General features: G+C 62.3%; 21 protein-coding genes and 1 tRNA gene. 14 read left to right on the forward strand and 8 right to left on the reverse strand.

The genetic code is table 11. From position 1 onward, the window contains the following. The first annotated feature begins 1 nt into the window (after position 1). From coaD to Q1V51_RS06290, 3 genes are read left to right on the forward strand one after another with little or no spacing between them, the layout of a single operon-like run. A complete protein-coding gene (gene coaD, locus Q1V51_RS06280; RefSeq protein WP_300554301.1) occupies positions 2–490 on the forward strand; it encodes a pantetheine-phosphate adenylyltransferase in 489 nt (162 codons plus the stop codon). A gap of 2 nt (positions 491–492) precedes the next feature. Continuing rightward, on the forward strand, positions 493–1,431 hold the full coding sequence (locus Q1V51_RS06285; RefSeq protein ID WP_300554302.1) for a peptidylprolyl isomerase: 939 nt from the start codon (positions 493–495) through the stop codon (positions 1,429–1,431). Positions 1,432–1,436: 5 nt separating this feature from the next. After that, positions 1,437–1,889, forward strand: coding sequence for a peptidylprolyl isomerase (locus tag Q1V51_RS06290; protein ID WP_300554303.1), 453 nt, complete (start codon positions 1,437–1,439; stop codon positions 1,887–1,889). A gap of 78 nt (positions 1,890–1,967) precedes the next feature. On the opposite strand, the gene Q1V51_RS06295 is transcribed toward Q1V51_RS06290, so the two are convergent. Together Q1V51_RS06295 and Q1V51_RS06300 are read right to left on the reverse strand one after the other, a co-directional pair. Next, positions 1,968–2,699, reverse strand: a complete 732-nt coding sequence (locus Q1V51_RS06295; protein WP_300554305.1) for a hypothetical protein — start codon at positions 2,697–2,699, stop codon at positions 1,968–1,970. Positions 2,700–2,801: 102 nt separating this feature from the next. Further along, complete coding sequence (locus Q1V51_RS06300) at positions 2,802–4,049, reverse strand: FAD-dependent oxidoreductase (protein WP_300554306.1); 1,248 nt, start codon at positions 4,047–4,049, stop codon at positions 2,802–2,804. Positions 4,050–4,154: 105 nt separating this feature from the next. On the opposite strand from Q1V51_RS06300, the gene queA reads away from it, so the two are divergent. Further along, positions 4,155–5,219: a tRNA preQ1(34) S-adenosylmethionine ribosyltransferase-isomerase QueA gene (gene queA / locus Q1V51_RS06305; RefSeq protein ID WP_300554307.1), complete on the forward strand. Its 1,065-nt coding sequence runs from the start codon at positions 4,155–4,157 to the stop codon at positions 5,217–5,219. Here the strand turns inward: queA and Q1V51_RS06310 are convergent. Together Q1V51_RS06310 and Q1V51_RS06315 are read right to left on the reverse strand one after the other, a co-directional pair. Beyond that, complete coding sequence (locus tag Q1V51_RS06310) at positions 5,216–5,941, reverse strand: hypothetical protein (protein WP_300554308.1); 726 nt, start codon at positions 5,939–5,941, stop codon at positions 5,216–5,218. The two genes, queA and Q1V51_RS06310, sit on opposite strands and share 4 nt — an antisense overlap. Before the next feature lie 18 nt (positions 5,942–5,959). Next, positions 5,960–6,568 (reverse strand): hypothetical protein, encoded by a 609-nt coding sequence (locus Q1V51_RS06315; RefSeq protein ID WP_300554309.1) that lies wholly within the window; start codon positions 6,566–6,568, stop codon positions 5,960–5,962. Positions 6,569–6,678: 110 nt separating this feature from the next. Here Q1V51_RS06315 and tgt point away from each other — a divergent pair, with 110 nt between their 5' ends. Continuing rightward, the gene (gene tgt, locus Q1V51_RS06320) at positions 6,679–7,806 is read left to right on the forward strand and encodes a tRNA guanosine(34) transglycosylase Tgt (protein WP_300554310.1); all 1,128 of its coding nucleotides are present in this window, start codon (positions 6,679–6,681) and stop codon (positions 7,804–7,806) included. Here the strand turns inward: tgt and Q1V51_RS06325 are convergent. Beyond that, a complete protein-coding gene (locus Q1V51_RS06325; RefSeq protein WP_300554311.1) occupies positions 7,803–8,441 on the reverse strand; it encodes a hypothetical protein in 639 nt (212 codons plus the stop codon). The genes tgt and Q1V51_RS06325 overlap by 4 nt on opposite strands. 117 nt (positions 8,442–8,558) lie before the next feature. Here Q1V51_RS06325 and Q1V51_RS06330 point away from each other — a divergent pair. Both Q1V51_RS06330 and Q1V51_RS06335 read left to right on the forward strand, forming a co-directional pair. Further along, positions 8,559–8,634: transfer RNA gene (locus Q1V51_RS06330), tRNA-Lys, on the forward strand. A gap of 70 nt (positions 8,635–8,704) precedes the next feature. Beyond that, a complete protein-coding gene (locus tag Q1V51_RS06335; protein WP_300554312.1) occupies positions 8,705–10,381 on the forward strand; it encodes a carboxylesterase family protein in 1,677 nt (558 codons plus the stop codon). A 6-nt stretch (positions 10,382–10,387) separates the two neighbouring features. On the opposite strand, the gene Q1V51_RS06340 is transcribed toward Q1V51_RS06335, so the two are convergent. Both Q1V51_RS06340 and Q1V51_RS06345 read right to left on the reverse strand, forming a co-directional pair. Further along, on the reverse strand, positions 10,388–11,410 hold the full coding sequence (locus tag Q1V51_RS06340) for a M14 family metallopeptidase (protein WP_300554313.1): 1,023 nt from the start codon (positions 11,408–11,410) through the stop codon (positions 10,388–10,390). After that, positions 11,398–12,825: a hypothetical protein gene (locus Q1V51_RS06345; RefSeq protein WP_300554314.1), complete on the reverse strand. Its 1,428-nt coding sequence runs from the start codon at positions 12,823–12,825 to the stop codon at positions 11,398–11,400. The genes Q1V51_RS06340 and Q1V51_RS06345 overlap by 13 nt, the downstream gene beginning before the upstream one ends. Positions 12,826–12,983: 158 nt before the next feature. On the opposite strand from Q1V51_RS06345, the gene Q1V51_RS06350 reads away from it, so the two are divergent. The 7 genes from Q1V51_RS06350 (at position 12,984) to Q1V51_RS06380 (ending at position 21,950) form a co-directional block, all read left to right on the forward strand. Beyond that, complete coding sequence (locus Q1V51_RS06350) at positions 12,984–14,570, forward strand: L,D-transpeptidase family protein (protein WP_300554315.1); 1,587 nt, start codon at positions 12,984–12,986, stop codon at positions 14,568–14,570. A 351-nt stretch (positions 14,571–14,921) separates the two neighbouring features. Further along, the gene (locus Q1V51_RS06355; protein ID WP_300554316.1) at positions 14,922–15,983 is read left to right on the forward strand and encodes an OmpA family protein; all 1,062 of its coding nucleotides are present in this window, start codon (positions 14,922–14,924) and stop codon (positions 15,981–15,983) included. 205 nt (positions 15,984–16,188) lie between these two features. Beyond that, positions 16,189–17,475 carry a cystathionine gamma-synthase family protein gene (locus Q1V51_RS06360; protein ID WP_300554317.1) on the forward strand — a complete coding sequence of 429 codons (1,287 nt, stop codon included), beginning with the start codon at positions 16,189–16,191 and terminating at the stop codon, positions 17,473–17,475. Between the two features lie 69 nt (positions 17,476–17,544). After that, positions 17,545–18,807, forward strand: coding sequence for a hydrolase (locus Q1V51_RS06365; RefSeq protein ID WP_300554318.1), 1,263 nt, complete (start codon positions 17,545–17,547; stop codon positions 18,805–18,807). Between the two features lie 22 nt (positions 18,808–18,829). Further along, positions 18,830–19,840, forward strand: coding sequence for an arginine N-succinyltransferase (locus tag Q1V51_RS06370; protein WP_300554319.1), 1,011 nt, complete (start codon positions 18,830–18,832; stop codon positions 19,838–19,840). A 10-nt stretch (positions 19,841–19,850) separates the two neighbouring features. Then, a complete protein-coding gene (gene astD, locus Q1V51_RS06375; RefSeq protein WP_300554321.1) occupies positions 19,851–21,296 on the forward strand; it encodes a succinylglutamate-semialdehyde dehydrogenase in 1,446 nt (481 codons plus the stop codon). A 210-nt stretch (positions 21,297–21,506) separates the two neighbouring features. Then, the gene (locus tag Q1V51_RS06380) at positions 21,507–21,950 is read left to right on the forward strand and encodes a response regulator (RefSeq protein ID WP_300554322.1); all 444 of its coding nucleotides are present in this window, start codon (positions 21,507–21,509) and stop codon (positions 21,948–21,950) included. Between the two features lie 21 nt (positions 21,951–21,971). On the opposite strand, the gene phhA is transcribed toward Q1V51_RS06380, so the two are convergent. Continuing rightward, positions 21,972–22,853 carry a phenylalanine 4-monooxygenase gene (phhA, locus tag Q1V51_RS06385; RefSeq protein WP_300554324.1) on the reverse strand — a complete coding sequence of 294 codons (882 nt, stop codon included), beginning with the start codon at positions 22,851–22,853 and terminating at the stop codon, positions 21,972–21,974. Positions 22,854–22,932 lie beyond the last annotated feature (79 nt).

Genomic DNA, 22,932 nt, shown 5'->3' on the forward strand with positions numbered 1-22,932 from the left:
CATGTTCCGCACGGCACTCTATCCCGGCACGTTTGATCCTCTGACCAACGGCCATCTCGATATCATCCGCCGTGCGGTGAAACTGGTCGACAAGCTGGTTATCGGTGTGGCGATCAATGAGGCGAAGAAGCCGCTCTTTGATCTGGAGGAGCGGGTTGCGATGGTCGAGGCCGAGGTCGAGGACCTGCGCGAGACGGCCGAGATCGAGGTGCGGCCGTTTGAGGGCCTGCTGATGCATTTTGCCGAGGCTGTGCGGGCGCAATCCATCGTCCGCGGGCTTCGCGCCGTGTCGGATTTCGAGTACGAATTCCAGATGGTCGCTATGAACCAGAAGCTCAATGATGATATCGAGACTGTCTTCCTTATGGCCGATCCCCAGCACCAGGCCATTGCATCGCGCCTGGTGAAGGAAATTGCCGCACTGGGCGGTGACATTACGGCCTTTGTGCCGCCGGCCATCGAGCGCCGACTGAAGGAGCGTTTTGCGTGATCATGCGTTTGTCTTTTGCCACCCTGGCCAGCCTCGCGCTGGCAACCACGGCCTGTGCCCGCGAGGCGGAAACGGCAGAAACCGGGAGTGAAGGCGCTGCGGCTGTCGCCGTCAGCCAGGAAGCCAGCGCGGCCCCGGTCTTTGATTTCCCGGAAGATGCCTGGCGCGACCTGGATCCGGAGAACACGCTTTATATCGAAACCAATCACGGCCTTGTGGTCGTCGAGCTGGCCCCGGAATTTGCGCCTGCCCATGTCGAACGCATGAAGACGCTGGCGCGTGACCAGTTCTATGATTTCCTGGTCTGGCACCGGGTGATTGACGGCTTCATGGCCCAGGCCGGCGGTACCCGCTCCAATCCGAGCCACCGGACCGACCTGCCATCGCTGCAGGCCGAGTTCACCGTTCAGCGGGGTCCGGAACTGGCGATTTCCGAGCTTATGCCGCGCCAGGTCAGTCCGACCCTGCCGCAGATCGGCCAGGCTGGTTTCTGGAATTCCTTCCCGGCTGGCACCCAGCCGATTGCCCAGGCCATGATCACGGCGACCGGCCAGGTTCAAAGCTGGCTGCTGCATTGCCAGGGCGCGGCCGCCATGGCGCGCACCAGTGATCCCAACAGCGCCGGCAGCCAGTTCTACATCACCCGTGGTGATGCCGAGCATCTCAATGCGACCTACACGGTCTGGGGCCGTGTGCGTTATGGCCAGGAGGCTATCAATGCGATTGAGGAAGGTACGCTGTTCGAGACCGAGGGCTTTACCCCGGATGTGATCCGCTCCATGCGCGTCGAGGCGGATATCGCCGAAGACGAGCGCACCAATATCCAGGTCGTTGACAGCACTCATCCCGCTTTCAATGCCTATCTCGACAGTCTGCGTGACGCTTCGGGTGCTCTGCCCGACGTTTGCGAAATCGATATTCCCTCCCGCATTCAGGATTAGGACCCATGGCTGAAGAACAACTCGTATTCACCGTCGACGGCGGCGATGTCATCATCAAACTGCGCCCGGACCTGGCGCCCAAGCACGTGGCGCAGATCACCAAGCTGGCCAAGGACGGCTTCTATGACGGGCTGACCTTCCACCGCGTGATTGACGGTTTCGTGGCCCAGGGCGGTTGCCCGAATGGCAATGGCATGGGTGGTTCCGGCACCAATATCCCGGCCGAGTTCTCTGCCGAGCCGCACAAGCGCGGTACCATGTCCATGGCCCGCGCCGCTGATCCGGATAGCGCATCGAGCCAGTTCTTCATCTGCCTGGATGATGTGCCTTACCTCGACAATCAGTACACGGTCTGGGGCGAAGTCATCTCCGGCATGGAACATGTCGATGCCCTGCCGAAGGGGGAGCCGCCGGCCAGCCCGGGCAAGATCGTCAAGGCGAGCGTCGTCGAGGCGTAGGCCGATTTGTTTCTGATTGAGCGGGGCGGTTCCAGATCTGGAGCCGCCCCGTTTCATTTTCGGTCTGGGCGCTTGCGATCAGGCGTTCGCGGACAGTGCGGCGAGACGCCGCGTCAAATGCCCGGTCAATTCCTGTTCCGCCGCGAACCGGTCGGTCTCGTTTTCAAGCAAGCGGTTGGCATAATTGATCATGACGCGCGTGGTGGAGACAAAGTCCGCCGCCTCGACATTCCACTGCGCATGAGTGCTGTCGGGATGATAGCGCTTTCGCAGTCCGCCGCGCGGGGCGTAGGTGAATCGCCCGACAAAGGCGAGACCGGCCAGCCAGGCGCGTTCGGAATGTATGAGCCGGTCGGTGCGCTCAATCCATAATCGATGCCGTCTGACTGCTGCAGCTCGAACCAGTCCTTTGAACGCGCCGCTGAAACGGCCGGTCGAGAACAGCCGGGCGCCCTCAAGCCGGTCCCATGGCTCTCCATTGCGCTCGGCTTCGTCGAGATTGAGTTCATTTCTTGCCGGCAAGGGCTCGCCTTCAAGCGTCTCGGCATGAACCGGCCCGAAGCTCAAAACCGCGTCGGGGGTGTCCAGAAGGGCCTGATGCAGGGCGGCCAGATCTTCCAGCCCGCTCATGTCATCGTGCGGTAGAATGCGAAAGAACTCGGTCTCGCACGCCTTGATCAGCACATTGATATTGGCAACCCAGTCGCCGCCTGTGTCGTTCGCCAAAACGCGAATATTCTCGTGGCCAGCATAGCGTTGGCGCAGCCGTTCGGCGCAGTCATCATGGCCGTGCTGATCGGAGAGCAGCACCTTCACACCCTGATCCAGCACCGCATCGATATTGCCGCAAATATTCTCGAAAAACCGGTTGGAGCGGTAGAGCGGGATGAGAGAGTGATTGACGAGACCATGTCACAGAACATCCAGCAGCATGTTGGCGGCAGCAAGCGCCGCAGACGGCGCGGTACAGTATTTCCCGGTATCGACACTGATCCAGTTGCCGACTGAGCGCGGTCCGATCCGGTAGCGTTGATGCAGTTCGCTGTTGGCGTCGGTTATATCGCTGCTGCCGCGCGCCATGATAAAGCCGCCGGCGATGTCGATGTCAGTCGCCTTGTCGGCCGCGCAAGCGAGGCCGGGAATAATTTCGCCGAGGGCGGCCAGCGTTTCACGGTAACGCGCCGAGCGGTCGGTTGCAGCGATGATGTGTTCAAGCGAACCGGTATCCAGGTCCTGCGTTTCCGCCAGCTTGCAGGCGGGATACCAGGACAGGTAAAAACGCCCATCGCCATGATTGACCACATCGCCATAGGGCCCGGAGACGAAAGTCGCTGTGGGGATGGTGTCGATCTGGCCGGGCGGCAGGTTGAGCGTGATCGCCAGCTTGTACCGCATCAATTGCGCCGCCGCGGGCGGCAGGCCGGCACTGGCGTCAATCTGCAAACGGTTTTGCCACAACGCGTTGATGACGAAATCGGCACCAAGGTCGCGGCATCCGTCCGGGTGATCTAGCGAGAGTATGTAGGTGTCATGCTTACCGCCTCTCGCGCTCTGCACACGGGTATTCCACAATGGCGTAATGCGCGGACAGGTCTTGATGGCATTCCGGACAGCGTTTGCGAGGCTGCGGGTGTCCACCGAGACTTCATTCGTCTGGAAGGCTGCGGTGACACAGTCTGGATTGAAGCGTGAGGCCAGCTCTGCGGAGTTCAGCCGGCGGGCCGGGGCAAAGCCGCCGGGCCAGTCGGCGGGCGCGCCGGGATAGGCCGCAATCGCTGCGTCGACACGTGCAAGGTGGTCTTCGATCGCGGTCGTGTGCAGCCGGGAGTCTGCCATCACGCCATAGATGAAGGGGCGTGACCACGCGGCCGGCGGGATGGAATGTCCGGTCAGCTCCTCCACGATCCGGATAAAGCTCAGACTCCCCTCGATCATCCGGGCATAGGTCTCGCCGCTCTGGTCTGCGCCATAGACATAGCCCAGATGCAACTTGCCCTCATTGTGCAGGCTCGCACCACGCATCGCGTCCGCCGCTGCATCGATCAAGATGACGTCAAACCCGGTGCGAGCGAGCTTCAGCGCGGTCAGGCTGCCAGCGAGACCTGCGCCAAGAACGGCAATCCGGCCTGTTGAAGAGGGGGCAAGAGCGCGGTCACTCATACGGGTTTCCAGACAGGTTCAAGCCGAAATCCGGCCGCATGAATCGGCCGAGCTGAGTGACAATATTGCTTGGGCGCAATCGGGGTATCGATTACTGCAGCTGCCATGCGCGTTTCCGATTTCGATTTCCATCTCCCCGAGGAGAATATCGCTCTGCGCCCCGCCCGGCCGCGCGATAGCGCACGCCTGCTGCATGTCGCACCCAATGGGGCGCTCGACGACAGGGGTGTGCTGGATCTGCCTGACCTGCTGCAGCCCGGCGATGTCCTCGTGTTCAACGACACCAAGGTGATTCCGGCCGCGCTTGAGGGGATCCGCCCGGCTCGTGCCGTTGGCGGGGGCGGGGATGTCACGCTTGAAGTCAATCTGCACAAACGCGACGGCACCGATGGCTGGCGCGCCTTTATCCGCCCGGCCAAGCGCGTGAGGGAGGGCGATGAAATCGCCTTTGGCGAGGCGCTGAAGGCCGTTGTCGAAGCCAAGTATGAGGGCGGCGATACGCTCTTGCGCTTTGATTATTCCGGCGCTCAGCTGGATGAGGCGATTGCCGCCACCGGCGCGCCGCCGCTGCCGCCCTATATCGCTTCCAAGCGTGATGTCGATGAGCAGGACGTTGAGGACTATCAGACCGTCTATGCGAATGAAGAGGGCTCGGTCGCAGCCCCGACGGCGGGTCTGCATTTCACTGATCGTCTGCTCAAAGCGCTCGATGAGCGCGGTGTGATTCCCGTCCATGTGACCCTGCATGTCGGCGCGGGCACTTTCCTGCCGGTCAAGGTCGAGGACACGGACGATCATGACATGCATTCGGAATGGTGCACGATTTCCGCTTCGGCTGCGGAACAGATCAATGTGGCCAAGGCGGCGGGGCGCCGTGTCATTGCGGTTGGCACGACGGCGCTTCGGACGCTGGAGAGCCTGGCCGATGGCAAGGGCCGGGTGCGCGCGGGTAGCCGCGACACTGATATCTTCATCACGCCGGGCTATGAGTTCCAGGTCATCGATGCGCTGATGACCAATTTCCACCTTCCCAAATCGACGCTGTTCATGCTGGTCAGTTCGATTTGCGGTCTCGATGTCATGCAGCGCGCCTACGCCCATGCCATCGAGACCGGCTATCGTTTCTATTCCTACGGCGACAGCTCGCTGCTGGAACTGGCGGCGGACTAGCCCGGGCAGCGGGGCAAGGCGTTATCGACCTGTACCGATGTTAAGCGGGTCCGGGTGCGAAGAACATTGCGCGATCCGCGGCCGGCTGTGGTTTGCGCCTCTTCCTCGACGACACCGCGTTCTCCCACGATACCGCGCTCTCCGACGATACCGCGCTCTCCGACGATACCGCGCTCACCGACAATCCCGCGCTCACCAACGAACCCGCGCTCTCCCACAATACCGCGCTCTCCGACAATCCCTCGCTCACCAACGATGCTGCGGCGATTGAGGCGTGCGCGAGCCGGTTCACCGGTGGCAACGCGCTGGTAGCAGACCCCTTCACCGTCTGGGCAAAGGCGCTCGACGCGGGCTGCATTGCCATCGGATAGCTGGCACTGCCCGGCCGGGCGCCATTCCTCGGTCGGAAACCACTCCTCGGTCGGGAACCATTCTTCAGTCGGAAACCATTCCTCGGTCGGAAACTCGATCCGGCCAACATGCTGAACCCTGGTCGAGGTCCAGTCGACGCCGGGGAACAAGTCGGGTTGTCCAGCCAGTAAATCCCGACGGGGATAGACGGCGTCGGGAACCGGCTCGGACGCGACGCGAAGGGCGGACGGATCGACCTGGGTGGTAACGGGCGGCAGGTGCCGACGGTGGCTGGAGGCCTGCCCCGTGGCCGGGTCTTGCTGAATATCAGTCATCAACAGGCTGGCAGCCGTGATCAGAAAAATGCTCATAGTGTTTCCCCCTCGGCCCTAGCGCGGGCAATGATTGCTGGATGAGATGTCGAATGCGGACAACTGATAGGGCCATTGCACTGAAGCAGCGGTCCGGCGCGGGCTCTGGACCTGGCCCATGTCATCGCGGAAGACTTCCGTTTCGGTATTGGCGGTCGCGCTGAGATCGCTGCCGATATTTTCCCGCTCTACGCCGCGCCGGCGCGTGGCGCCGGTCGCGCCGCTGCCGGGCTGGTGTACGCCCCGGCCATCACCGGAGGGTGCCTGGGCGAAGAGGATTTTCTGGTAGTAGAAATTGACCTCTTCGGTCGGGCGTTCATTGTTATTGCCGCGGGCGCGGTAGACATAGCCAACCTGACCATTGCGGCCCTGGCAATGCCCTGCGGGCTGCCAGTCGACGCCGGGAAAGGCAGTGGCGTCGACCTGGCGAATCTCGATGCCGCTCCAGTCCACGCCGGGAAAATGATTGGGCTGTCCGGCGAGCAGATCATTGGCCGGATAATTTCCGGCGGCCCGGACGGGCTCATAGGTGCGCCGACCAGTGGCTAGGCCGGAGCCGCGCTCACGTTGCTGAAAATCTGCATCGGTGGCCAGAAGGCTGGCCGCTGCCATCAAAAGAAAACTCATCTCTACCTCCCCGTTAGAGCGAATATGCTAGCATATATTCCCCTGCGTCTGAGCTGAAGATGAACGCCATGGCTTTCGCTTTGGCCCAAGGCGGACTAGAAGCGCGCCCCATGAGCGCATTTCCTTACACGATCAAAGCGACCGACGGCGCGGCCCGTTCCGGTGTCCTGACCACTTCGCGCGGCGAGATCCGTACTCCGGCCTTCATGCCGGTCGGCACGGCCGGCACGGTCAAGGCGCTGTATATGGATCAGGTCAAGGAGACCGGGGCCGATATCATCCTGGGCAATACCTATCACCTGATGCTGCGTCCTGGCGCGGAGCGGGTGAAGAAGCTCGGCGGGCTGCACAATTTCTCCACCTGGAAAGGCCCGATCCTCACCGATAGCGGTGGCTTCCAGGTCTGGTCGCTGTCCAAGCTGCGCAAGATGAGCGAGGAGGGGGTGACCTTCTCCTCGCATATCGACGGGTCGAAGCATTCGCTGACCCCGGAACGCTCGATCGAGATCCAGGCCGACCTGCTGGGCGCTGACATCTCAATGCAGCTGGATGAATGCACCGCCTTTGGCTGCTCCAAGGACGAGGCCGCCTCCTCGATGGAGCTCTCCCTGCGCTGGGGCGCGCGCTCCAAGGCCGCGTTTGGCGAGCGGTTTGACCAGGCGCTGTTCGGGATCGTCCAGGGCTCCGTCTTTGACGATCTGCGCCGGGAAAGCGCCGAGCGTTCGATCGAGACCGGTTATGACGGCTATGCCATTGGCGGGCTGGCGGTTGGCGAAGGCTTTGAGCTGATGTGCCAGGTGCTCGACTTCACCACCCCGCACCTGCCGGTCGAACGGCCGCGCTATCTGATGGGCGTGGGCAAGCCGATTGATCTGGTGGAAGCCGTAGCCCGCGGTGTCGACATGTTTGACTGCGTGCTGCCGACCCGGTCAGGCCGGCATGGCCAAGCCTGGTCGGATTATGGCCCGATCAATATCAAGCGGGCCGAATTCATCGAGGACGACACGCCGCTCAATCCGGAGCTCAACTGTCCCGCCAGCCGCGATTATTCCAAGGCCTATCTCAACCATCTCTTCCGCTCGGGCGAATACCTCTCGGCCATGCTGCTCAGCTGGCACAATATCGCTTACTTCGAGGACCTCACCGCACGCATGCGCGCGGCCATCGAAGCGGGCGAGTTCGCGGCCTTCCGGGCTGAATTCAATGCGCGCTGGGCGCAGGGGACCTCGAAGGGCTAGCGACTGGCGTTATGGCTGCCGTCGGCTTCCTCGATCAGGCCATAGGCTTCAAACGCCCGTTCCATATAGCTTTCCGGGCAGCCAAACCCGTCATAAAGCCCGCGCAGATAGGCGCGACGGCGCTGGGCGTGGTCGCGCTGTTCCTGCGCTTCACGTTCAATCCGTCCGGCACCGCCGATAAAGCGGACAACCGGGCGCACCGGGTTGAGGCCGACAATGGTCGAGCGATACAGACCTCGGGTCGCATCGGCGGCGGCGCCGGGGGCCTGACGCGCCGCATGGGCACCCCGTCCGATCCAGGTCTCGTGTTCATGGTCGGCTTCTTCTTCGATGCGCCGCTCTTCCTCGATATCCGGGCCGAGAACCACGGTCAGCCGGGCAATATCGCGTGACACGGTCGAGCAGCGCCGGCGCGACCCCTCACCGCCATAGGGGGTGGGCACGGTGTCATCGCCTTCATCGACCATGATCTCGCCTGGACGCTGGCGCGGCAGGCCGACCGCATCTTCCACCGCCGTGCGGGTCTCATCGCGCGCAAAACCGCCCGCCTGGCTCGCCCGGTCCCTTGTGGAACTGCACGCACTCGCCGCTAACGCCGCGAGAACACATGCGAAAATCTGAACTCTCCCCGTCATGCAAACCATCATACAAATGATTGTGACGAAAACGCATCAAAAATACTGAAATCGATCAGCAAATGCGCATTGACCACACAGATTCGCGCGTATACGTTCCGCGCTCTTCCGAAACGGGAGCCGATAGCTCAGCTGGTAGAGCATCTGACTTTTAATCAGACGGTCCAGGGTTCGAATCCCTGTCGGCTCACCATTTCAATCCTTTCCAGCAATTGTCAGCGCGCTCGAAACGCCTACTCTTCTCTACAAACGGGGAGGGCTTCATGCGTTTGTTCAAATTCTTTGCGGTGCCAGCTGCGCTGGCCGGACTGGTGGCTTGCGGGCAAACGGACGAGGCGCCGCCCGTCGTGGACGACACGACCACGCGGACGATCAGCCAGGGCGAGCTGGTCGGTTTCACCAATGCAGCCGGTGCACAGGTCTGGCGCGCTGTGCCGTATGCCGCCGCGCCTGTCGGTGATTTGCGTTGGCGCGCGCCACGGCCGGCGGAAGCGTTCGAGACCCGTTTTGAAGCCCTGGAATTCGGTCCGCGTTGTCCGCAGATCACCAATGCGCTCGATGAGGGCGAGGGGCTTGAGGCGGGCCAGATCATCGGTAACGAGGACTGCCTGACCCTGGATATCTACGCCCCGCCGGACACGCAGCCGGGTGATGACCTGCCGGTGATGCTGTGGATCCATGGCGGTGCCAATACCTGGGGGCGTTCCTCGGCCTATGATGGGTCGCAACTGGCCATCGACCGCGATGTGATTGTCATCGCCATGCAATACCGGCTCGGGCCACTCGGCTGGTTTGCCCACCCGGCGATCCGTTCTGATGCCGAAACAAGTGAGGACGCGGCCGCCAATTTCGCCGTGCTCGACATGATCGCCGCGCTGGAATGGGTGCAGGCCAATGGTGAAGCCTTTGGCGGTGACACCTCGCGTGTGACGATATTCGGCGAGAGTGCCGGCGGGCATAATGTCGCCGCGCTTCTGGCCAGTGCGCCGGCGCGTGGGCTCTTCCATGCCGCGGTCATCCAGAGCGGCAGCACCCGCACTGTGACGCTGGAAGAGGCCGAACAGACGGCGCCGAACTCCGCCATCGATAGGGCCAATGTCTTTGCCGGGCCGGATGCCGATGCTGCCACGATCCGGTCGACGCCGCTGAACACGGTCTATGAGGCCTATCGTGCGGCCCTGGCCGAGGGCAGCAATCTGCCGCGCATGATCGAGGATGGTGTGGCCATTCCCGAAGGCGGCATCCTCGCTGCGGCACTGACACCGGAGGGATTTGCACCGGTGCCGGTCATTACCGGGGCCAATCTCGACGAAATGAAACTGTACGGCCTGCTCAACCCGCTACTGGTTAACCGTATCGGCCCGTTCATCTGGGCCAAGGACCGCGATGTCTATGATGCGGTGTCGGAATATCCCAGCCGCCTCTGGCGCGCCCTGGCGGTGGATGAGCTCGCCATCGCCCTGAACGCGGCCGGGCATGATCAGGTCTGGGCCTATCGTTTTGACTGGGACGAGGGTGGGAGTTTCCTGGTGACCGATTTGGCCCACCTCATGGGGGCGGCCCACTCGATGGAAATCCCCTTCGTGTTCAACCATTTCGAATTCTACGGCCAGCTCGATCCGATCCTGTTCAATGGCTCGAACGCTGCGGGGCGGGCCGATGTTGCAGGGGCCATGGGGCGTCACTGGGCCAGCCTGGCTGCGACGGGGCGCCCGGGCGCGGATTGGGCAGCCTGGAGCGAGGCGGGGAGCTTGATGCGCTTTGACACGGTTGAGGGTGGCGGCGAGATGATGTCCGGTGTTGAAACACCGGCGCAGATCGCGGCTGACCTGGCCAGTGATGACCGCCTGACCGATGATCTCAAATGCGCCGTTGCCGCGTCGATCCTGTCGCGTGATCCGCAATTGCGGCCGGACTTCGATGCGGTGCTGACCTGCTAGCCGGTACTAGGCCTTAACCGGGGCCGCGATGTCTCGCATGAGATAGCACAGGCAGTCCTCGCGCAGGATCTGCGGGTCCTGGGTCAGCATGGACGGGGTGATGGCGCGCGCTAGCCGGATCACCTCGCCTTCACGCGTGAAGAAGCGCTCGGTGATGTCTTCCCGCTCGGCATTGAGCACGCGCAGGACCGGGGCCGGGACGCGGCTGGTGGCGAACGGCGTGCCGGCTTCGAGCGGCGTGAAATTCCAGCGTTCAAGATCAGCGGGAAAGACCAGGTCCGCATCGGAGGTTTCGGTGAAACCGAAGGAGACATGGCGCGCCAGCTCGACCCGCCCGATGGTCTCGTAAATGCTGACCTCGCGGTCGAGGCCGGAGGCGCGGAAGGCGTGCAGGTGCAGCGTGTCGAGGACAAGGTCGAAGGCGCGTTCAATGCCGCGCGCATCACCCGACTTGCCGGCCTCTACCGTGACCGACGGGCAGATCTTCGACATTGCCATTGAGATCACGCTGGAAGGATTGTTGAAGGTCACCAGGGTCGGGCTGAACAGGGATCCCAGATGCAGGAATTCCGGCTCCAGCCGGTTGACGCAGGCATAGTGCGGGTTGAGGCCGGTATTGTTGTGGATGTCGATGGCGGCAAAGGGCTGAGCCGCGCGTACTTCGGCGAGGACCTGTTGCGCCAAGTCATGTTCGCGGTCCCGGCCGCCTTCCCAGATGCGGTTATAATCCGGTTGACCGCTGAGATGCCGGACACCGGCCTCGGTCGCAGTGACATTGCCGACGAAGACGAGCAGGGGGCGCGGCAGTTTGTGGGTGCGCATCCAGTGCGCCAGGCGCTGCAGCACGTAAAACCCGGTCGTCTCATTGCCGTGCAGCAAGACCGACAGGAAGACCGGCGCACCGGCGAGGCCCGTGAGCTCGATCAGCGCAGAGTCGGGAAAGACGGAACGGATATCGCGCGGCCCGATACGCAAAAGCGCGTCGGGCAGGGCGTCATACCGGGCCAACGGCAGGGCTAGATGGTCCATCGATGAACCGGGGCTCCTTCCTGCTGGCGGGCAAGATAGTCGAGAATGAGCTTTTGATGGTCATTGCCATTGCAGTTGGCATGGGCGCGCTGCCAGGCGGCGCCGGTCTGACCATTGCGGCTGCGGCCGCGGATAATGTCGATCGCGCTCTTGGCATCCATGGCCGCAACCCCCGCCTTGACCAGGGCCTGCTCAGCCGCGTCGGCCAGGCGCTCACGGATCAGAACCTGGGTATTGATCACCTCGCCATCAAGCCAGACCAGATCGGCGCTCAGGCCTTGCTTGGCGCCGGCATAGAAATTCCGCCGGGCCATTTCAAACGGCAGACGGTCCGCCAGGTTTTCCTCGTCCCGCAGATGCAGGATGAGTCCGATGCAGAACGCGGTGTTGGCCACCATGTCAATGACGGTCGGGCCGGCCGGCATGACCCGGTTCTCCAGCCGCAGGTGCGGGGTCTTGCCCTTGCCGGGGTAGAGGATCGGCCGCGTCCAGCGCCAGATGGTTCCATTGTGCAGGTTGAAATGCACTAGGTGCTCGTCGGGCGTGTCCGAGACCATCGGCAGGAAGGGCGGATAGCCGTCGAGATTCTCCAGGAAGAGTTCCATCATGGAGCTGCGCAAATGGTTCTGGCCGAACGAGACCCGGTTGGCTCGGCGGCCATCGGCCTGACGGTAGCCGGGCAGGTTGACGGCAGACTCAAAGGCCGGGATCCGGGTCTCCTCCCACAGCCGGCGGCCATACAGGAAGGGGGAGTTGGAGCTGATGGCGATCAGCGGCGCCGAGGCGATCTGTGAGGCGTTATAGCTGGCGGCCGCATTGTCCTGGGTCAGCATCAGATGGACCTGGAGCGAGGTACAGGCGGCCTCGATCATGAGATGGTCCTGCACTAGATCGAGACGTTCGCGGCCGTCGATGGCGATGGTCAGTGGCGCACCGCCGCGCAATTGGAACAGACGGTCATTGAGCAGGCGATAGCGTGCCGACTCGGTAATGGTCTCGAGCGACAGCATCGGTTCACGCAAGGTGGCAGGAATGCCGGTCATCAAAGGCGTAAGCTCGAGGCTTTCGGCGGCGTCGCTGGCGGCTTTCCAGACCCGGCTCAGCCGCGCCGTCATGTCGGCGAAAACACTGCCCCCCAGTTCCGCTGGCGGGGCGTTGTACTCAAAATTGAAGGCAGCCAGTTCCGGCACCATCAGTGGATCGTCGAGGATGTTGAGAAACTCGATATTGCGGGGGCTGGGCAGCCCGTCACGATCGACCAGCCAGGCCTCGACTTCAAGACCGATACTGGGTGTGTCGGGCGCCTCGAACGCCTTGTCCCTGAACCAGGTCATGGCGAGCTTGCTCTCAGCGCGCAACCGCTCCTGGAAAGCGCCTTCGTCGAGGCGTTCGTCCGACGTAATCTCGCGGCCCATGGATGTCCTCCCTTTATATGAGGGTATTGAGGCCCGCGCCGCTTGACCATGCGACCAAAAAGCCGCGCTTTCATAAAGTTTCTCCTGCAAGCGTCGGAAATGGGTATTGGAATCGATTTTGCTTGGTTAAGATAAGTTAAGATCTCGGGGGACGACTGGTGCGAGCAGTCCTGACCACATTGATGTGCCTGGCCGCCTTTGCCTCACCGGTAATGGCACAGGACCCGGATGGCCCGGGCATGCCGGCGCCGGTGGTCGAGGATATCGCACCGGAACCGGAGGTGCCCTTGCTCGCCATGCCGTCGCGTGCGGCGTGGAGCGAAACCCATATCGACGCCCTGGCGGGGCAATTGTTCGAAGCGCCCAGTCATGGCCTGCCCTCGCTCGACGATACTGCGTTCATGCTCTCCAATCCCACCATTGCGCTGGCTGACCGTGCCGCCATGGCCGAGCGGGCTTTCATGCGCTTTGGCGGCTGGTTGCGGTTCGGGCTGGTCGACCAGGAGAGCCTCGAGACCCGCCAGCTGAACAATGCCGAGCGCAATATCCTGATTGACGGGTTGGCAAGTGCCCTGGATAGCGGCGATTTTGCTGCCGTGCTGGCCGAGTTTGCGCCTCGGGTGCGCGATTATGACATCCTGCGCCGGGAGATGATCCGGCTGACGGCGCTGCAGCCGATCTGGCCGACCATTGAAACCGGAGCGTCGCTGACGCTGGGCGATAGCGGCCCGCGCGTGGATCAATTGCGGGCCCGGCTGGTGGCGGAGGGTCTTTATCCCGGACGCTGGGAAGAGGGCGATGCCTTCGATATGCGCCTGGAAACCGCCGTGCGCCGGTTCCAGGGGCGGGTCAATCTGGCTCCGACCGGTCGCATGGATCAAAATACGCTGCGCCAGCTCAATATCCAGCCAGAAGCCCGTATTGCGCAGTTGCGCGCCAATATGGAGCAGCGGCGCTGGCGCGATCGCGAGCTGGGCCGGCGCCATATCTGGGTCAATATCGCCGACTTCCATCTCGAGGCCTGGGAAGACGGATCTCTGGTACGCGAGCACCAGGTCATGGTTGGAGGCGTTGCCAGCTCGACCCCGGAATTCTCCGACATGATGGAGTATCTGGTCATCAATCCCTGGTGGGGTGTGCCGACGGGGTCGGCGCGCTCACGTTTCCGGTCAATCCGGCGTAATCCCAATGTCGCCGCCTATCACGGCTTCCGGGTGTTCGATGGGGCCGGGCAGGCCGTGCGCCCCTACGAGATCGACTGGTCGCGGTGGGGCACCAGCAACTGGCCTTACCGGATGTCCCAGGCGCCCGGTCCGACCAATCCGATGGGCGAGGTCAAGTTCATCTTCCCCAATCGCTATAATGTCTACATTCACGACACGACGGAGCGCGACCAGTTTGTCCGTACTCGGCGTGATTTCTCCGCTGGCTGTATCCGGGTCCAGGACCCGTTTGCGCTGGCCGAGTGGATTCTCGATGGCCAGGACGGCTATGACCGGGCGCGCCTCGATGAGGTGGCTGCCGGCAACTCCCCAGACGTGGTCTGGCTCGACGAGCAATTGCCGGTTCACATCGCCTATTGGACCGTTGTCGGCGATAGCGATGGCGAGGTGCGCTATCTGAATGACCTTTATCGGCGTGATAGCGCTCTCATTTCTGCATATGTGCGGGCCTTTGACGCGTTCCAGCCTGATCAGAGCGCCGTCGCGGCTGTGCATGAGTCGCTGGAAGCGGCGCTTCATTAACCGGAAAGGTTCGAGAGGCGCGACAAAGGCGCACGCCAGAGGGGAAGCGGCTCGCCTCTGAGGCGATCGGGTGTCGGCCCTGTGTCGCCGCGACGGCAATCGAGATACTATAAAACAATCACTTACGAGATTTTTTGTGCCGGGTGTAGCAGTCTTGCAACGGAACTGATTTTTCGCACCAAATGCCTGAAATCGCGCAGCTTGCTATAGCTTCCGATTGTTAATTGCTGTAGTCAAATTGGTAGGAATGTCCGCAGGGGGCACTCCAAGGAAATTCAGTTCGGTCCAGTTTCGGCCGGATGAGAATTGTTTAGTCACACCAAGGGGGCGCATGCCTCCGGAGGGGGAATGATGAAAACACGGCTTTTCACGGCGGCCGCCGTTGGTGCCATTCTCGCAGCGGCTCCTGCGTTCGCTGACGAAGGCTGGTACGTTCGCGGCGCTGTAGGCTATGGCGCTCCGGGCGATACCGCAGTTTCTGGCGCGCTCGCTGGCGAAATCAACGGCGAAGGCAATCTGCGCGAAGCACTTGCTCTCGGCTATGAGTGGGCTGACGGCCTGCGCATCGAAGGTGAACTCGCTCACCGCTTCAACCAGACCGGCGCGATTGACGGTGGTCCGGAAAGCGACAGCGACTTCCAGATGTGGTCCGCGATGGCGAACATTCTGTTCGACTTCAACCCGGACGGCTCCTACCACCCGTATGTTGGTATGGGTGTTGGTTTCACCGAAACCGATGCGTACATCGTTGGCTTCCCGGGCAGCGTCGTTGTTCCCGGCAGCCTGGTTCAGGTTCACGACGATGACACGGTCTTCACCTGGCAGGTGATGGCGGGTATTGGTTGGGAACTGACCCAGCGTCTGACCCTCGACACCGAATACCGCTACGTCTCGGTTGGTCCGGCTGACTACGAGAACGGCGTGAACGTTGATGCACTGGCCGGCCACGAGGCCTGGGTTGGTCTGCGTTATTCCTTCGCAGCTCCGCCGCCGCCGCCTCCGCCGCCGCCGCCGCCGCCTCCGCCGCCGCCGCCCCCGCCTCCTCCGCCGCCGCCTCCGCCGCCGCCGGATTGTGACGACGTCGACTTCGTCGTCTACTTCGAGTGGGATCGTTCGGATCTGACCGATCAGGCACGTGCCGTGATCGCTCAGGCTGCGAACCAGACCGGTTCTTGCGACGTGACCCGCGTGTCCGTTGCTGGCTTCACCGACCGTTCGGGCGCAGCTGCCTACAACGTGCGTCTGTCTGAGCGCCGCGCCAACGTCGTCCGCGACGAGCTGGTTCGCCTGGGCATCGCCGGCAGCTCCATCTCGATGGAAGCCTTCGGTGAAACGAATACCGCAGTCTCTACGGCTGACGGCGTTCGTGAGCCGCTGAACCGTCGTACGGAAGTGGTTATCACGCTCGACTAATCGTCGATCGTAACCGATTGGAACGGCCCGGCATTTCGCCGGGCCGTTCTTTTTTGGAATAAAATTGCTCAAACAGGCTGCGATCGAGGGCGTTTCGGTCGCTTTTTTTGTGCTGCTGAGTATGGGCTTGACCCGCCCCCTAGACCTCGTCAAATGCCCTCACGGAACACACAGCTCGCGCCTTCGCGAGCCACGGGAGGAAATTATGAGCAAGCCGGACAAACCCTACCGCAAGCGCGATGTCGCCGGTCACGTACTGAGCCCGGAAACCCAGATGATGAGCTATGGGTTTGATCCCAAGCTCTCTGAAATGTCGATCAAGCCGCCGGTCTTCCTGACCTCGACCTTCGCCTTTTCCAGCGCTGAAGAGGGCGCGGCCTTCTTCCGTGTCAATCTCGGCCAGGCCGAAGAGGGGGATCCGGAAGCCGCAGGCCTTATGTATTCGCGTTTCAACAACCCGAATATGGAAGTTCTGGAAGACCGTCTTGCGATCTATGACGGGGCTGAAGAGGCGGCGGTCTTTTCTTCTGGCATGGCCGCGATCTCGACGACGCTCATGGCCCTCGCCCATGCTGGCTCGGTGATCCTGCAATCCACACCGCTCTATGGCGGCACGGAAAGCCTGATCCGCAAGTTCCTGCCCAATTACGGCATCAAGGCGGTTGATTTCGACGCCGGTGCTGAAGAGGCAGACATCATGGTTGCCGCTGAGCAGGCCATGGCCCAGGGCGAGGTTTCGGTTATCTACACGGAAAGCCCGACCAACCCGACCAATGACCTGGTTGAACTGGCCGCCGTCGGCCGTGTCGCAGACTTGATCGCTGAAAAGCAGGGCAAGCGGCCGACCATCGTCACTGACAACACCTTCCTCGGCCCGGTCAATACCTCGCCGCTTTCTCTGGGTGCAGATGTGCTGGTCTACTCGCTGACCAAATATATCGGCGGTCACAGTGATCTGATCGCGGGCTCCGCTGTCGGATCCTCTGAGCTGATGGCCAAAATTCGCGGGCTGCGCGGTTATCTCGGAACCAACCTCGATGCTCACACCAGCTGGATGCTGCTGCGCTCGCTGGAAACGGTAAAGGTCCGCATGGAGGCTGCTGCAGCCGGTGCCCGCAAAGTCGCCGAGTATCTGCGCGACCACCCCAAGGTCCAGCGTGTTCGCTATCTTGGTTTCCAGGAAGAGGGCAGCCGCGATGCCCGCGTCTTTGCAGCCCAGTGCACCACGGCCGGTTCGACCTTCGCTTTCGATCTCGAAGACGAGGCGGCCGCCTTCCGCATGCTCAACGCCCTGCGGGTCATGAAACTTGCCGTCAGCCTCGGGGGCACCGAGACGCTGATTTGCCATCCTGGCTCGACCACGCACCGCGGTGTCGACCCGGCTCTGCGCGAGCGTCAGGGCTTTACCGACGGTCTTGTCCGCATGTCGGTCGGTATCGAGAATCCCGATGATCTGATCGCCGATCTGAAACAGGCGCTGGAACACGTCTGACCGTTTTCACCCCCGCAATGATGTCATTGCGGGGGTGAACCCGCCGCGCGAAACGGCTATCAATTCCCTATGCTAGAACGGGTAGAGCTCAACGCCGACGAGCGCGCGGTCCTCGATTGGATCGACAGCCGCGCTGATCACATGATCGCGACCGTCAAGGACTGGTCCGCGATCAATTCAGGCAGCCATAACGCGGCCGGGCTGGAGCGTATGCGCGCCAAGCTCGAAGAGGCCTTTGCCGAGCTAGGCGGGGAGATTTCCGCGGTCGACCTGCCGCCCTCGACCGTAGTCGAGCGCGATGGCACGGTGACCGAGAAAGCCTACACGCCCTCTTTCCACTGCCGTATCCGACCGCAAGCTCCGATTCGCATCGTCATGACTGGGCACCACGACACGGTGTTCCCGGAAAACAGTCATTTCCAGACCTCGCAGCTGTGGGATGAGGACACGCTCAACGGCCCCGGTGTCGCCGATATGAAGGGCGGGATCATCGTGATGCTGCATGGCCTTTTAGGGCTGCAGCGCTCGCCCTGGAAGGATGAGATCGGGGTCGATGTCCTGATCAGCCCGGACGAGGAAATCGGATCGCGCGGCTCCGCGCCCATCCTCGCTGAACTGGCCTCGGGCGCTGATGTCGGCATGACCTATGAGCCGGCGCTGGCAGACGGGTCTCTGGCCGGGGCGCGCAAGGGCTCGGGCAATTGGGCGCTGAAGGTCTCCGGTCGCGCGGCCCATGCCGGTCGCGAGCACCATCTTGGCCGCAATGCGATCGCCGCGGCCTGCGCTTTCGGCCTCGGTCTTGATGACCTCAATGGCAAGCGGCCGGACGTCACTTTCAACCTGGCGCGAATCGATGGCGGTGGGCCGGAAAATGTGGTGCCGGACACCGCCGTGGCGCGCTTCAACGTCCGTGTCGCCAGCGAGAATGACAAGATCTGGGTCGAAGCCGAGCTGGAACGTCTGCTCGACGAGGTCCGCATCCGCGACGGGATCGAGGCCGAGCTGCATGGTGGTTTTACCCGCCCGCCCAAGCCGATGACACCGGCCAATGCGAAAATGTTCGAGTGGACGCGCGCTGCCGGCGGTGCCATCGGACTGGATATTCGCTGGCAGGACACGGGTGGTGTCTGCGAGGGCAATAATCTCTGGGCTGCCGGTTGTCCCAATGTCGATACGCTGGGTGTACGCGGCGCGGATATCCATTCCGACCGGGAAATCGTGAAACTGTCCAGCTTCGCCGAGCGGGCGAAACTGTCTGCCGTGATGCTGATGAAATTTGCACAGGGCGAATTTGATGCCCGCCAGGCGCGTGCTTTGGCGCGCGGCGAGTAGGCGTCTTTAGGGGGGAAACAGGATGCTTATAGTCCGGGCGGCGCGCCGCACTGATATCGACGCCTTTGTCCAGCTGGCCAAGGAGGCTGGGACTGGCTTTACCTCGCTGGCCGTGCCGCCGGAAGCGCTGGAAGCGCGTCTGGCCAAGTCCGAGGCGGCGTTTGCCTCGCCCGGGACAAAGCAGACCGAGGACACCTATCAGCTCATGCTGGAGGATAGCGAGACCGGCCGCGTGGTTGGCTGTTCGGCGGTCAAGGCAATGGTTGGGGTGTCCAAACCCTATTGGGATTTCAAGATCCTGACCCTGGCCCAGCATTCCGTCGAGGCGGATCGCCGTTTTGATATGGATGCGATGATGCTGGTCAATGACTTTGCTGGCGCGACCGAGGTCGGGACGCTCTTCGTATCCGAGGCCGGGCGTGGCACCGGCGCCGGGCGGCTGGTCGCGCAATCGCGCTATCTGCTGATCGCGGCCGGACGCGAGCGGTTCGGCGAGAAAGTGCTCGCCGAGCTGCGCGGTGTGGTTCACGACGACGGCTCCTCGCCCTTCTACGACGCCGTCTCGCGCCCCTTTTTCCGCATGGATTTTGCCGAGGCCGACAAGCTGAGCGCGTCGACGGACAACCAGTTCATCCTCGATCTGGGCCCGCAGCACCTGATCTATCTCGATCTGCTACCCAAGGCGGTCCAGGACGTGGTCGGCAAGACCCACAAGGACGGTGCCGGGGCCCTGCGCCTGCTGGAGTGGGAAGGCTTCCACTATAACCGCTATGTCGACATCTTCGATGGCGGTCCGCTGGTCTCGGCCTGGACCGAACAGATCCGCACCCTGAATGAGAGCCGTGCCGTGACGGCCCGCGCCGCTTCGGTGGCCGGTGGCGTGTCCGGCATCGTGTCGACAGACCGGGTCGATAATTTCCGTACCTGCCAGACCCAGGCCATGATCGACGGCGATGTGGTCGGGCTGCCCTATGAGACGATGCAGGCGCTTGACCTGCAGGATGGTGAACGCGCCCGCTTCTGGCGCCGCTAAGGATGATGGCATGAACTATATTGATGGAAACTGGGTCGAGGGCAGCGCCGAGGTCATGCGCTCGGACAACCCGGCAGACGGTAGCCTGATCTGGGAAGGCCGGGCCGCCGGTGCCGATCAGGTCGACCAGGCTTTCAAGGCGGCGCGCGCTGCTTTCCCGGCCTGGGGCCGCCGTGCCTATCCCGAACGCGTCGAGATCGTGCTGGCCTACAAGGCCTATCTGGACGCCCACAAGGATGAGCTCGCCGAGCTGATTGCCCGCGAAACCGGCAAGCCGCTGTGGGAAACGGCGGGCGAGGCCGGGGCGATGATCGGCAAGGTCGAGATCTCCCGCACTGCCTACCAGGAACGTACGGGCGAGCAATCGGCCGATACCGCGTTCGGCTATGCGGCCCTGGCGCACAAGCCGGTGGGTGTGATGTTCGTGCTCGGGCCGTATAACTTTCCGGGCCATTTGCCGAACGGGCACATCATCCCGGCGCTTCTGGCGGGCAATACGATTGTGTTCAAACCGTCCGAGATCACCCCGGCGGTGGGCGAGTTCATGGTCAATGCCTTCGAGGCGGCCGGCGTGCCGGCCGGTGTAGTCAATCTCGTCCATGGTGCACGGGATACCGGCGCAGCCGCGCTCGATCATGCCGAGCTCGATGGTGTGCTCTTCACCGGCTCCTGGCCGACCGGGAAATTCATTCATCAGAAATTCGCCGGCCGCACCGGCGTCCAGCTGGCCCTGGAAATGGGTGGCAACAATCCACTCGTGGTCTGGGATGCCGCAGACGCCGAGGCCGCGGCCCGGATCGCCGTCAATTCCTCTTTCATCACCGCCGGCCAGCGCTGCTCCTGCGCGCGCCGCCTGATCGTGCCGCAGGGCGAGGCGGGAGATGCCGTGGTCAATCGCATCGCCGAGATCGCGCGCGAGCTGAGCATTGGAAAATGGGATGCCGATCCGCAGCCCTTTATCGGCCCGCTGGTCTCCGAAAGTGCGGCGCAAGGCGTGCTGGCGGCGCAAGATGATCTTATCAAGCGCGGCGCTAAAATCGTCATCCCGGTTGAACAAAGTGATCTCGGCTCGGCCTTTCTCAAGCCGGGCGTGGTCGATGTCACTGGTGTCGAGGTGCCGGACGAGGAGGTCTTCGGGCCGCTGATCCAGGTTGTCCGCGTTGACAGTTTCGATGCGGCGATCGCCGAGGCCAATAATACCGCCTATGGGCTGTCCGCGGGTCTCGTCAGCGATGATGAAAGCCTGTGGGAGCGGTTCTGGGTGGAAAGCCGAGCCGGTATCGTCAACTGGAACCGTCCGACCTGCGGTGCCGCCTCCAATATGCCGTTTGGCGGTCCGGGGCAGTCCGGAAACCTGCGCCCCAGTGCCTATTATGCAGCCGATTATTGCGCCTACCCGGTAGCCACGCAGGCGGCACGAGAACCGGAGCGGATGAGCGTGCGGGGTCTGGACTAGTCGGGTAGGGTTTTGGACGGCCGAATCACTAGGCGCAGCCATTGTAAATCTTGCGCCTAAGTGGCGCAGACTGTTTGTGAATGTTTTTATGCCTGCAACCGCCTGAAAGACTATCAATAGTCCCGGGCTAAACTGGCCCGTGCCATTGCTGGTCTCTGGTCAGCTGGAAATTTGTGGTAGTTTCGCGCAGTTTTTTGTTGGGGGGCAATAGTGAGCGAGGGTCAACGCGTTCCGATCATCCTGGTGGATGATGACCCGGACGAACATTTCCTGTTCCGAGCCGACCTTGAGGATGCGGGTGTGGATTTTGACTTCCATGCCTTCACCAAGGCGGAGGAGGCGCTTGAGCATTTACGGGCTCAGGCAGGCCAGGCGGCGCTGGTGCTGACGGACCTCAGTCTGGCCGCTGATGGCGCCATGCAGCTTATTCGAGAAACCGCGGACATGCTCCCGGTTGGCGCCATCGGCGTCTATTCCGGCACCCGCAATCCCGAGGCCGAGCAGCGTTACCGCGATGCCGGCGCGCGTTTCTATATCGTCAAACCGGTGACCCGGCAGAAGCTCGAGGAAGTCATCATTGAGGCGCCGGGCCTGCATGCAGAGCGCCGCGAAGATGGCAGCCTGCACATCGTCATCAAGCCGGCAGACCTCTAGGCTCAGCGCCTGGGTCCAGACCTAGACCGCTTCGGCGTGGCCGGTGAGCCCGCCGCTCATGGCGTATTCCTGTGTACCGCGGGAATAGACCTTGTCCCCTTCGACTATATCAGACGGCTTCAACTCGCCCAGGTCCGGCAGACGCTCATAGATCGGCGCGAAGTCGGCATAGGTCGCTTCCATCAGCTCGTCGAAACTGTCGATGACGAAATAGGTCTGCTGGAAATCATCATAACGGTAATCGGTCCGCATGATGCGCTCGAGATCGAAATGGACCCGGTTGGGTGAGCGGGCTTCCAGCGAGAAGATGGATTCCGATTTCGATGACACGATGCCTGCGCCATAGATGCGGCGGCCTTCCGGTGTGTTGATGAGGCCAAACTCCACAGTATACCAGTACAGCCGCGCCATGTTCTGGATGGCGTCGAACTCCATCGAGCGCAGCCCGCCCTTGCCGTAGGCCTCCATATAGTCGGCAAACACCGGCTGGGTCAGCAGCGGCACGTGTCCGAAGACATCATGGAAAATGTCCGGCTCAGGCAGGTAGTCCAGCTTGTGCGGATCGCGGATGAAGCGGCCGGAGACAAACCGGCGATTGGCCAGGTGCTCGTAGAATTCCTTTTCCGGGATCAGGCCGGGAACGGTCACCACGGTCCAGCCGGTCAGCTTTTCCAGCTTCTCATTGACGCGGCGGAAATCGGGAATGCCGCCCTCATTGAGGTCGAGCAGTTCGAGACCCTTGAAATGCTCGGGAGCGGCACGCCCACTCAGCACGCCCATCTGGCGCTCATACAGCTTGCTCCAGATTCCGTGTTCCTCGCGTGAATACAGATCCCACTTCTGGTCGATGGTAAAATCATCGGCCGGGGTCTGTTCGGTCACCACGGGATCATTGACAGGCATGGCTTGCTCCAGGGAACTAGTTTCATTTGAAACTAGTTATAGCTCGGCCACCCCATCCGGCCAATGGTCAAAAGTGCGC

The sequence above is a fragment of the Maricaulis sp. genome, assembly GCF_030149235.1.
GTDB lineage: Bacteria > Pseudomonadota > Alphaproteobacteria > Caulobacterales > Maricaulaceae > Maricaulis.

Coding starts and splice junctions, on each gene's coding strand:
- Q1V51_RS06300 (WP_300554306.1), bottom strand. CDS start 4,049: ATGAGTGACCGCGCTCTTGCCCCCTCTTCAACAGGCCGGATTGCCGTT.
- Q1V51_RS06310 (WP_300554308.1), bottom strand. CDS start 5,941: ATGAGCATTTTTCTGATCACGGCTGCCAGCCTGTTGATGACTGATATT.
- Q1V51_RS06360 (WP_300554317.1), top strand. CDS start 16,189: ATGAGCAAGCCGGACAAACCCTACCGCAAGCGCGATGTCGCCGGTCAC.
- Q1V51_RS06290 (WP_300554303.1), top strand. CDS start 1,437: ATGGCTGAAGAACAACTCGTATTCACCGTCGACGGCGGCGATGTCATC.
- Q1V51_RS06345 (WP_300554314.1), bottom strand. CDS start 12,825: ATGGGCCGCGAGATTACGTCGGACGAACGCCTCGACGAAGGCGCTTTC.
- phhA (WP_300554324.1), bottom strand. CDS start 22,853: ATGCCTGTCAATGATCCCGTGGTGACCGAACAGACCCCGGCCGATGAT.
- astD (WP_300554321.1), top strand. CDS start 19,851: ATGAACTATATTGATGGAAACTGGGTCGAGGGCAGCGCCGAGGTCATG.
- Q1V51_RS06315 (WP_300554309.1), bottom strand. CDS start 6,568: ATGAGTTTTCTTTTGATGGCAGCGGCCAGCCTTCTGGCCACCGATGCA.
- Q1V51_RS06355 (WP_300554316.1), top strand. CDS start 14,922: ATGAAAACACGGCTTTTCACGGCGGCCGCCGTTGGTGCCATTCTCGCA.
- Q1V51_RS06335 (WP_300554312.1), top strand. CDS start 8,705: ATGCGTTTGTTCAAATTCTTTGCGGTGCCAGCTGCGCTGGCCGGACTG.
- Q1V51_RS06285 (WP_300554302.1), top strand. CDS start 493: ATGCGTTTGTCTTTTGCCACCCTGGCCAGCCTCGCGCTGGCAACCACG.
- tgt (WP_300554310.1), top strand. CDS start 6,679: ATGAGCGCATTTCCTTACACGATCAAAGCGACCGACGGCGCGGCCCGT.
- Q1V51_RS06365 (WP_300554318.1), top strand. CDS start 17,545: ATGCTAGAACGGGTAGAGCTCAACGCCGACGAGCGCGCGGTCCTCGAT.
- Q1V51_RS06370 (WP_300554319.1), top strand. CDS start 18,830: ATGCTTATAGTCCGGGCGGCGCGCCGCACTGATATCGACGCCTTTGTC.
- Q1V51_RS06340 (WP_300554313.1), bottom strand. CDS start 11,410: ATGGACCATCTAGCCCTGCCGTTGGCCCGGTATGACGCCCTGCCCGAC.
- queA (WP_300554307.1), top strand. CDS start 4,155: ATGCGCGTTTCCGATTTCGATTTCCATCTCCCCGAGGAGAATATCGCT.
- coaD (WP_300554301.1), top strand. CDS start 2: ATGTTCCGCACGGCACTCTATCCCGGCACGTTTGATCCTCTGACCAAC.
- Q1V51_RS06325 (WP_300554311.1), bottom strand. CDS start 8,441: ATGACGGGGAGAGTTCAGATTTTCGCATGTGTTCTCGCGGCGTTAGCG.